This is a genomic window from Cellulomonas sp. P5_C6 (assembly GCF_054049635.1).
In genome coordinates this window covers 1-9,629 of record NZ_JBFULZ010000160.1, presented here as the reverse complement: position 1 = coordinate 9,629, position 9,629 = coordinate 1, and the positions used below count along the sequence as shown (strand labels likewise).

At 73.6% G+C, this 9,629-nt stretch carries 9 protein-coding genes; 1 reads left to right on the top strand and 8 read right to left on the bottom strand.

Features of this window, described 5'->3' with window-relative positions; genetic code table 11:
- The 8 genes from argH to argC form a co-directional block, all read right to left on the bottom strand.
- A partial coding sequence (gene argH, locus ACXJKG_RS15950) for an argininosuccinate lyase (RefSeq protein WP_456846728.1) occupies positions 1 to 1,358 on the bottom strand: 1,358 nt, incomplete at its 3' end.
- A complete protein-coding gene (locus tag ACXJKG_RS15945) occupies positions 1,351 to 2,592 on the bottom strand; it encodes an argininosuccinate synthase (protein WP_456846727.1) in 1,242 nt (413 codons plus the stop codon). The genes ACXJKG_RS15945 and argH, both read right to left, overlap by 8 nt.
- A gap of 49 nt (positions 2,593 to 2,641) precedes the next feature.
- Entirely contained in the window at positions 2,642 to 3,154 is a 513-nt protein-coding gene (locus tag ACXJKG_RS15940) for an arginine repressor (protein WP_456846726.1), read from the bottom strand.
- Positions 3,151 to 4,083 carry an ornithine carbamoyltransferase gene (argF, locus tag ACXJKG_RS15935; protein WP_456846725.1) on the bottom strand — a complete coding sequence of 311 codons (933 nt, stop codon included), beginning with the start codon at positions 4,081 to 4,083 and terminating at the stop codon, positions 3,151 to 3,153. Before argF ends, ACXJKG_RS15940 begins: the two co-directional genes overlap by 4 nt.
- Positions 4,084 to 4,120: 37 nt before the next feature.
- Complete coding sequence (locus ACXJKG_RS15930) at positions 4,121 to 5,425, bottom strand: acetylornithine transaminase (protein ID WP_456846724.1); 1,305 nt, start codon at positions 5,423 to 5,425, stop codon at positions 4,121 to 4,123.
- Positions 5,422 to 6,396 (bottom strand): acetylglutamate kinase, encoded by a 975-nt coding sequence (gene argB / locus ACXJKG_RS15925; RefSeq protein ID WP_456846723.1) that lies wholly within the window; start codon positions 6,394 to 6,396, stop codon positions 5,422 to 5,424. The genes ACXJKG_RS15930 and argB overlap by 4 nt, the downstream gene beginning before the upstream one ends.
- Complete coding sequence (gene argJ, locus ACXJKG_RS15920; protein ID WP_456846722.1) at positions 6,393 to 7,598, bottom strand: bifunctional glutamate N-acetyltransferase/amino-acid acetyltransferase ArgJ; 1,206 nt, start codon at positions 7,596 to 7,598, stop codon at positions 6,393 to 6,395. The genes argB and argJ overlap by 4 nt, the downstream gene beginning before the upstream one ends.
- On the bottom strand, positions 7,595 to 8,659 hold the full coding sequence (gene argC, locus ACXJKG_RS15915; RefSeq protein WP_456846721.1) for an N-acetyl-gamma-glutamyl-phosphate reductase: 1,065 nt from the start codon (positions 8,657 to 8,659) through the stop codon (positions 7,595 to 7,597). The genes argJ and argC overlap by 4 nt, the downstream gene beginning before the upstream one ends.
- 82 nt (positions 8,660 to 8,741) lie before the next feature.
- Here argC and ACXJKG_RS15910 point away from each other — a divergent pair.
- A partial coding sequence (locus ACXJKG_RS15910; RefSeq protein WP_456846720.1) for a quinone oxidoreductase family protein occupies positions 8,742 to 9,629 on the top strand: 888 nt, incomplete at its 3' end.

Here is a 9,629-nt window from a genome sequence, read left to right as displayed (position 1 = left end):
ACCGCCGACGGAGCCGTCCCGCCGACGGCCGAACGGGACGCCAACGACCCCTCGACGGTGAGCACCGCGCGCACGCCCGGCGTCAGGTGCGGCGAGATCGCCGCGAGCTCGTCGTCGGTCAGGTCCCACAGCTCGATGGCCGGCTCGTGCTCCTCGCAGGCCCGGACGCACGCGCCCGCGACCTCGTGGGCCACGCGGAACGGCACGCCCTCGCGCACGAGCCACTCGGCGATGTCCGTCGCGAGCGAGAAGCCCTGCGGGGCGAGCGACGCCATGCGGTCCGTGTCGAACGTGAGCGTCGCGATCATCCCGGCGAACGCGGGGAGCAGGATCGTGAGCTGGTCGACCTGGTCGAACACCGGCTCCTTGTCCTCCTGCAGGTCGCGGTTGTACGCGAGCGGGAGGCCCTTGAGGGTGGCGAGCAGGCCCGTCAGGTCGCCGATCAGGCGCCCGGCCTTGCCGCGCGCGAGCTCGGCGACGTCCGGGTTCTTCTTCTGCGGCATGATGCTCGACCCCGTGGAGAAGGCGTCGTGCAGTCGCACGAAGCCGAACTCCTTGGTCGACCACAGGACGACCTCCTCGGCGAGCCGGGAGACGTCGACGGCGAGCATGGCGGCCACGAACGCGAACTCCGCGACGACGTCGCGCGAGGCCGTGCCGTCGATCGAGTTCTCGACCGGGCCGACGAAGCCGAGCTCCTCGGCCACGGCCGCCGGGTCGAGGCCCAGCGACGAGCCCGCCAGCGCGCCGGAGCCATAGGGCGAGAACGCCGCGCGGCCGTCCCAGGAGATCCAGCGGTCGACGTCGCGCATGAGCGGCCAGGCGTGGGCGAGCAGGTGGTGCGCGAGCAGCACCGGCTGCGCGTGCTGCAGGTGCGTCCGGCCCGGCATGGGGGCCTCGCCGGCGGCCGCGGCCTGGTCGACCAGCGCGTCGACGACGTCGAGCACCAGCCCGGCCAGCGTCCGCGCCTCCCGGCGCAGGTACATCCGCACGAGCGTGGCGATCTGGTCGTTGCGGGAGCGACCGGCGCGCAGCTTGCCGCCGACGTCGGCCCCCGCGCGCTCGATCAGGCCCCGCTCGAGAGCCGTGTGCACGTCCTCGTCGTCAGGCGCAGGACCGAAGGCGCCGCTCGCGACGTCGGCCCGCAGCCGCTCGAGCGCGTCGATCATCGCCGCGACCTCGTCGTCGGTGAGCAGACCCGCGGTGTGCAGGACGTGCGCGTGCGCGACGGAGCCCGAGATGTCGACGTCGGCCAGGCGCCAGTCGAAGTGCGTCGAGCGGGACAGGTCCGCCAGGGCGGCGGCCGGCCCGGACGCGAACCGGCCGCCCCACAGCGCGAGCGGAGCCTCCTCAGGCATCCGCGATGCCACCCTGCGAGCCCAGGTCCACCCCGTTGCCGAAGCGCACGTCGCGCGCCGCGGCGAGCTTGGACGACAGGCCGTAGATCTCGATGAAGCCCTTGGCCGCCGACTGGTCGAACGAGTCGCCCGTGTCGTAGGTGGCCAGGTTGAAGTCGTACAGGCTCGCGTCCGACCGGCGGCCCGTGACCGTCGCACGGCCGCCGTGCAGGACGATCCGGACGTCGCCCGAGACGTAGCGCTGCGTGTCGTCGACGAAGACGTCGAGCGACTTCTTCAGCGGCGAGAACCACTGGCCGTCGTAGACCAGCTCGGTCCAGCGCTGCTCGACGCCCCGCTTGAACCGGGCCTGCTCGCGCTCGACGGTGACGTTCTCGAGCTCCTGGTGCGCGGCGATCAGCGCGATCGCGCCGGGGGCCTCGTAGACCTCGCGCGACTTGATGCCGACCAGGCGGTCCTCGACGATGTCGATCCGGCCGATGCCCTGGGCACCCGCGCGGCGGTTCATCTCCTGGATCGCCTGCAGCGGCGTCACCGGGATGCCGTCCAGCGCGACCGGGACGCCGGCCTCGAACGTGATGACGACCTCGTCGGCGACCGGCGGGAACGTCGGGTCGTCCGTGTAGGTGTAGACGTCCTTGGTGGGGCCGTTCCAGATGTCCTCGAGGAAGCCGGTCTCGACCGCACGACCCCAGACGTTCTGGTCGATCGAGAACGGGTTGTGCTTGGTCGTCTCGATGGGCAGCGCGTTGCGGGTGGCGAACTCGATCGCCTTGTCGCGGGTCAGCGCGAGGTCCCGGACGGGCGCGAGGCACGTGAGGTCCGGGGCAAGCGACGTGATGCCGACCTCGAAGCGGACCTGGTCGTTGCCCTTGCCGGTGCAGCCGTGGGCGACGGTCGTCGCGCCGAACTGGCGGGCGGCACGGACCAGGTGCTTGACGATGACCGGGCGGGACAGCGCCGAGACCAGCGGGTACCGGTCGAGGTAGAGCGCGTTCGCCTTGAGCGCCGGCATGCAGTACTCGGTGGCGAACTCGTCGCGGGCGTCGGCCACGTAGGCCTCGACGGCGCCGCAGTCGAGCGCGCGCTGGCGGATGACGTTGAGGTCCTCGCCGCCCTGGCCGACGTCGACCGCGACGGCGATCACCTCGGCGCCGGTGGCCTCGGCGATCCAGCCGATGCCGACGGAGGTGTCCAGGCCGCCGGAGTAGGCGAGGACGACGCGCTCAGTCATGTTCTTCTCTCTTCGATGTGTGCGTGACGCAGGAACGAGGTGCTGCTGATCAGTCTGACGGACGGGTGGCCAGGGCGAGGAACCGCGCCGCGAGCGCCGCGCCGGTCTCGCCCTCGCGAGCGATGACCAGGACCGTGTCGTCGCCCGCGATGGTGCCGAGGACGGCGGGCAGGATCGAGTGGTCGATCGCCGAGGCCAGGAACTGCGCCGCGCCGGGGGGCGTGCGCAGGACGACGAGGTTGCCCGACGCCTCCGCGGTGACCAGGAGCTCGGCGCAGAGCCTCGAGAGGCGCGCCGCCAGCATCTCCTCGTCGGGACCGGCCGCGGGGGCGCGCAGGCCACCCTCGGCGGGGACCGCGTACGCCAGGGCGCCGGACGGCGTGCGGATCTTCACCGCGCGCAGCTCGACCAGGTCGCGCGACAGGGTCGCCTGCGTGACCGTGACGCCCTCGGCCGCGAGCAGCTCGGCGAGCTGCTGCTGCGAGTGCACCGAGCCGCGGGTGAGCAGCGAGGTGACCAGCGCGTGGCGGGCCGCCTTGGTGTGCGGGGCCGTGACGCTCATGAGCCCTCCACCAGGTACGACAGGAGCGCCTTCTGCGCGTGCAGCCGGTTCTCGGCCTCGTCCCACACCACCGACTGCGGGCCGTCGAGCACCTCGGCGGTGATCTCCTTGCCGCGGTACGCGGGCAGGCAGTGCAGGACGAGCGCGTCGGGCTTCGCGAGGGCCATGGCGGCCGCGTCGACGCGGAACGGCACGAACGGCGTCTCCCGGTCAGCCGCCTCGGACTCCTGCCCCATCGACACCCAGGTGTCCGTGGCGACGACGTCCGCACCGGTCACGGCCTCGGCGATCGTGTGCACCACCGTGACCGACCCGCCCGTGCTCGCCGCGATCGCCGCCGCGTCGGCGAGGATCGAGGCGTCCGGCAGGTAGCCCTCCGGCGTGCCGATCCGCACGTGCAGCCCGGCCGTCGCGCCGCCGACCAGGTACGAGTGGGCCATGTTGTTGGCCCCGTCGCCCACGTACGCGAGCGTCCGGCCCGGCAGTCCCCCGACTCCCCCGCGGTGCTGCGCGATGGTGGCCAGGTCCGCGAGGATCTGGCACGGGTGGAAGCTGTCGGTCAGCGCGTTCACCACCGGGACGCCGGAGTGCTCCGCCATCTGCTCGAGGCGGTGCTGGGAGAACGTGCGCCAGACGATCGCGGCCACCTGCCGACCGAGCACCCGTGCTGTGTCCTCGATCGACTCGCGCTCCCCGATCCGCGCCAGCTTGCCGTCGACGCTCAGCGGGAAGCCGCCGAGCTCCGCGATGCCCGCCGTGAAGGACACCTGCGTGCGCAGGGTCGGCTTGTCGAAGATGACGGCGACGGCCCGCGGACCCGTGAGCGGTGTGCGGATGAACCGGTCGTCGCGGAACGCGAGGGCGAGCTCGAGGACGGCGCGCTGGTCGCGGGGGGAGAGATCGTCGTCGCGGAGGAAGTGCCGGGTCATGACAGGTCCCGCGGGAGGTTGGCCAGGAAGTGGCGGGTCATGGCAGGTCCCGCGGGAGGTTGGCCAGGAAGTCGACGAACGTGCCCGCCTGCTCCGCGGTGAGGAGGTACGGGGGCGCGAGCCGGATCGTCGTCGGCGTGCACGGGTTGACGATGAACCCGGCCTCGAGGGCGCGGGCGGCGACCTCGGCGGCGACCGGCGCGGTGAGCTCGATGCCGATGAGCAGACCCTCGCCCCGCACCTCGCCGACGAGCGGGTGACCGGTGCCGGCGATCCGCTCGCGGATCGACGCACCCAGCGCCCCGACGTGGGCGAGCAGACCGTCGCGCTCGATGACCGCGATCGTCGCCAGGCCGGCCGCGGAGGCGACGGGGTTGCCGCCGAACGTGGTGCCGTGCTGCCCGCGGCCCAGCAGGGTCGCGGTCGTCTCGCCGTACGCGATGAGCGCGCCGACCGGGAAGCCTCCCCCGAGCCCCTTCGCCACCGTGACCGCGTCCGGCACGATGCCGCCGCCGATGTGCGGGTGCTGGTGCGCGAACCAGGCGCCGGTCCGGCCCATGCCGGTCTGCACCTCGTCGAGGATCAGGAGCGCGCCGTTGTCCGCGGTCAGCCGTCGGGCCAGCGCCAGGTAGCCGGGCGGCAGCGGCCGCACGCCGGCCTCACCCTGCAGCGGCTCGACGAACAGCGCGGCGACCTGGTCCCCACCGTGGGCGAACGCGGCCTCGAGCGCGCCGGCGTCGCCGAACGGCACGAACTCGACACCCCCCGGCAGCGGCTCGAACGGCTCGCGGTAGGCGGCCTTGTGCGTGAGCGCCAGCGCGCCCATCGAGCGGCCGTGGAACGAGCCCTCGAGCGCGAGGATCCGCGGGCGGTCCGTGCCGCCGTTGCGGCGGGCGAGCTTGAACGCCGCCTCGTTGGCCTCGGTGCCCGAGTTGGTGAGGAACACCCGCGAGCCGGCGGGCGCGCCCGCGAGGCCGAGCAGCCGCTCCGCGAACGCGATCTGCGTCGGGCTGGCGAAGAAGTTGGAGACGTGGCCCAACGTGCCCAGCTGCGCGCTGATCGCGGCCGTCAGGGTCGGGTGCGCGTGGCCGAGCGAGTTGACGGCGATGCCGCCGAGCAGGTCGAGGTACCGCCGGCCGTCGGCGTCCCACACGTACACGCCCTCACCGCGGACCAGCACGCGCTGCGGGGCGCCGAACGTGTCCATCACGGCATGCGTGTAGCGGTCGGTCCACTGGGCGACGGAGCCGTCGGTGGCCTGCACCGGCAGGTTTCCGTCCGGGCTGTCGGGTGAGCGGTGCCGCGCCCGCGAGCTCTCGAGCGTGCCGTTCTCGACGGTCATGCGGTCACCTCGGGGTCGCGGGGAATCACGGGGATGGGGGCGGTGAAGGGGGCGTCGGCGGGCTCCTGGTCGGGCAGGACCATGGTGCCGATGCCCTCGGTGGTGAAGACCTCGACCAGGATCGAGTGCGGCGCGCGCCCGTCGATCACGTGCGCGCGGCCCACGCCGCCCTCGACGGCGCGCCAGCAGGCCTCCATCTTCGGGCGCATGCCGGCGTCGAGCCCGGGCAGCAGCTCGGCGAGCGCGCTGGCCCGCAGGCGACGCACCAGCGACGTCTTGTCCGGCCAGCTGGTGTAGAGGCCCTCGACGTCCGTGAGGACGATGAGCTTGCGCGCGCCGAGCGCCACGGCGAGCGCGGCGGCCGCGGTGTCCGCGTTGACGTTGAGCACCTGGGTGGGGTCGTCGATGTCCGGCGCGACGGTCGACACCACCGGGATCCGGCCGGCGTCGAGCAGGTCCAGGACGGCGCCCGGGTTGACCTTGACCACGTCGCCGACGAGCCCGATGTCCACGGGCCGGCCGTCGACGACCGCGGACCGCCGGCGCGCCTGGAACAGGCCGCCGTCCTCGCCCGACAGGCCGACCGCGTGCGGGCCGTGCGCGTTGAGCAGCCCGACGAGCTCGCGCGAGACCTGCCCGGTGAGCACCATCCGGACGACGTCCATCGCCTCGGGGGTGGTCACGCGCAGCCCGCCGCGGAACTCCGACTCGATGCCGAGGCGGTCGAGCATCGCGTTGATCTGCGGGCCCCCGCCGTGCACGACGACCGGCTTGAGACCGACCTGCCGCAGGAACACCATGTCCTGCGCGAACGCCCGCTTGAGGTCCTCGTCGATCATCGCGTTGCCGCCGTACTTCACGACGACGAGCGCGCCCGCGAACTTCTGCAGCCACGGCAGGGCCTCGATGAGGACCTCCGCCTTCTGGTCGGCGCGCAGGTCCGTGCGGGTGTTGAACGTGAAGTCGCTCATGTGGAGTACGCGCTGTTCTCGTGGACGTAGTCGTGCGTGAGGTCGTTGGTCCAGACCGTGACCAGCTCGGACCCGGCGTGCAGGTCGATGAGCACGCGGACCTCGCGGCTCGCGGCCAGGTCGACCTCGGACCGGGGCCGGAACGCGCCGCCGGCCTTGCACACCTGGACGCCGTTGATGGTGACGTCGAGCTGGGCGGGGTCGAACGCGGCGACGCTCTCCGGCACGGTCCCGACCTGCGCGAGCACGCGGCCCCAGTTGGGGTCGTTGCCGTACATCGCGGCCTTGAACAGGTTGGAGCGGGTCACGGCCCGGGCGACCGCGAGCGCGGCGTCCTGCGTCTCGGCGCCCATGACGGTCACGGCGATGTCGTGCGTAGCCCCCTCCGCGTCGGCCACCAGGGCGCGCGCGAGCTCGCCGCAGACCTGGGTCAACGCGGCAGTGAAGCCGGCAGGATCCGGGACCGCGCGGCTGGCGCCCGAGATCAGGAGCGTCACCGTGTCGGACGTCGACATGCAGCCGTCGGAGTCGACGCGGTCGAACGTCTCCGACGTCGCGGTGCGCAGCGCGGCCGCGGCGGTCTCGGCGTCGACCACGGCGTCCGTGGTGATGACGCAGAGCATCGTGGCGAGGCCCGGCGCGAGCATCCCCGCGCCCTTCGCCATGCCGCCGATGGTCCACGTCCCCCGGTCGCCGTCGATGTGCATGTGGGCGGTCTTCGGGACGGTGTCCGTGGTCATGATCGCGACGGCCGCGTCCGGGCCCCCGTCGGGCGACAGCGCCTCGACGGCCAGGTCGACGCCCGCGAGGAGCGTGTCGATGGGCAGCCGCTCGCCGATCAGGCCGGTCGAGCAGACGACGACGTCACCGGCCGAGATCTCGAGGGCGGTGCCGACCTTCTCGGCCGTCGCGTGCGTGTCCTGGAAGCCCTCGGGTCCGGTGCAGACGTTGGCGCCGCCCGAGTTGAGGACGACCGCGCTCACGACGCCGTCCGCGACGGCCTGACGGGACCAGACCACCGGGGCGCCGACGACGCGGTTCGTCGTGAAGACCGCGGCGGCCGCCTGCGACGGTCCGTCGTTGACCACGAGCGCGAGGTCGGGACGGCCCGACGCCTTGAGCCCGGCGGTGACGCCGGACGCGCGGAAGCCCGCCGCCGCGGTGACGCCGGGCGAGGGAAGGGCGAACGTCTCGGTGGTCACGGTGCGACTCCGTCCAGGGGGAGGCCGAGCGTCTCGGGCAGCCCGAGCGCGAGGTTGAGGGACTGCAGGGCGCCGCCGGCGGTGCCCTTGACCAGGTTGTCGATCGCGGTGACGGTCACGACCCGACCGGCCCGTGCGTCCACCGCGACCTGCACGAGCGCCGTGTTGGCACCCAGCGTCGCAGCCGTCGTCGGCCACTGCCCTTCGGGGAGCAGGTGCACGAACGGCTCGTCGGCGTACGTCTGCTCCCACGCGGCACGGACCGTCTCCGGGTCGACGCCGGGGGCGAGACGGGCGGTCGCCGTCGCCAGGATGCCGCGGGACATGGGCACGAGCGTCGGGGTGAACGAGATGGTCACCGCCGAGGCCCCTGCCGACCGCAGGTTCTGCGCGATCTCGGGGATGTGGCGGTGCGTGCCCCCGACCGCGTACGGCTGCGCGTTGCCCAGCGCCTCGCCGGCCAGCAGGTGGGTCTTGAGCGACTTGCCCGCGCCCGAGTAGCCGTTGGCCAGGACGGCGACCAGGTCGGTCGGCTCGATCAGGCCGGCGGCGACACCGGGCTGCAGCCCGAGCGAGACGGCGGTGACGTTGCAGCCCGGCACGGCGATCCGGCGCGCGGCTGCCAGGACGGCCCGCTGACCGACGGCGGTCCGCTCYCCCGGGTGGAGGAGCTCGGGCAGGCCGTACGGCCAGGTGCCGGCGTGCGCGCTGCCGTAGAACTCCTGCCAGTCCGCCGCGTCGACCAGCCGGTGGTCCGCGCCGAGGTCGACGACGACGGCCGAGTCCCCCCGTGCCGCCAGCTCGGCGGCGATCGCGCCGCTCGCGCCGTGCGGGAGGGCGAGCACGACGACGTCGTGACCCGCGAGGGCGTCGACGCCCGTCGGCTCGAGGACGCGGTCCGACAGCGACCGCAGGTGGGGCTGGTGCTCGCCCAGCCGGGTGCCCGCGTTGGAGTGGGCCGTCAGCGCGCCGATCCGGGCCTCGGGGTGCGCGAGGAGCACGCGGAGCATCTCGCCGCCGGCGTACCCGCTGGCTCCCGCGACCGCGACCGTGAACGTCATGTGCATGAACATACACGCGCATGCACGAAGATACGAACGACTTTCCGGGAAGATGCCGCGGCGTCGTCGCGTTGCCGCCAACGTGCGCGCGATCCAGGCCACCGCCCCGGGCGGTCCCGACGTCCTCCAGCTCGTCGACCTCCCCGACCCGGAGCCGGCCGCCGGCGAGGTCCTCGTCCGCGTCGCCGCCGCCGGCGTCAACTTCATCGACACCTACCGCCGCGGCGGCGCCTACCCGATGCCGTTCCCGCACGTCGTGGGGTCCGAGGGCGCGGGAGAGGTCGTCGCGGTCGGTGCCGACGTCAGCGAGATCGCCGTCGGTGACCGCGTGGCGTGGTCGGCGTCGCCCGGCTCGTACGCGGAGCTGGTGACGGTCCGCGAGTCCCGGGCCCTGCTCGTGCCCGAGGGCGTCCCGGACCAGGTCGCCGCCGCGCTCCCCCTGCAGGGCATGACCGCGCACTACCTGGTCACCTCGACGTTCCCCGTCCAGGAGGGGCACGACGTGCTCGTGCACGCGGCCGCGGGCGGCGTCGGCCTCCTGCTCACGCAGCTGGCCGCCCAGCGCGGAGCACGCGTCATCGCCACCGTCGGCAGTGCCGACAAGGAGCGCCTCGCGCGCGAGGCGGGAGCCGCCGACGTCATCCGGTACCGCGACCTGGACGACCTGACGCACGACCTGCCCGCCGAGGTCCGCGCCCTGACCGACGGCCGCGGCGTGCACGCGGTCTTCGACTCGGTGGGCAAGGACACCTTCGACGCGTCGCTGGCCTCGCTGCACCGCCGCGGCACGCTCGTCCTGTTCGGCGCCTCCTCGGGCGCGGTCCCCCCGTTCGACCCGCAGCGGCTCAACGCCGCAGGGTCCGTCTTCCTCACCCGCCCCAAGCTCGACGACCACACGGCCACCCGCGAGGAGCTCACCTGGCGCGCACGAGAGCTGTTCGACGCGGTGCGCGCCGACACGCTCGACGTG

Bases quoted from the DNA above. Each gene is read 5' to 3' on its own strand.
- ACXJKG_RS15930 (WP_456846724.1), bottom strand. From the start codon at position 5,425: ATGACCGTCGAGAACGGCACGCTCGAGAGCTCGCGGGCGCGGCACCGC.
- ACXJKG_RS15945 (WP_456846727.1), bottom strand. From the start codon at position 2,592: ATGACTGAGCGCGTCGTCCTCGCCTACTCCGGCGGCCTGGACACCTCC.
- ACXJKG_RS15940 (WP_456846726.1), bottom strand. From the start codon at position 3,154: ATGAGCGTCACGGCCCCGCACACCAAGGCGGCCCGCCACGCGCTGGTC.
- argB (WP_456846723.1), bottom strand. From the start codon at position 6,396: ATGAGCGACTTCACGTTCAACACCCGCACGGACCTGCGCGCCGACCAG.
- argF (WP_456846725.1), bottom strand. From the start codon at position 4,083: ATGACCCGGCACTTCCTCCGCGACGACGATCTCTCCCCCCGCGACCAG.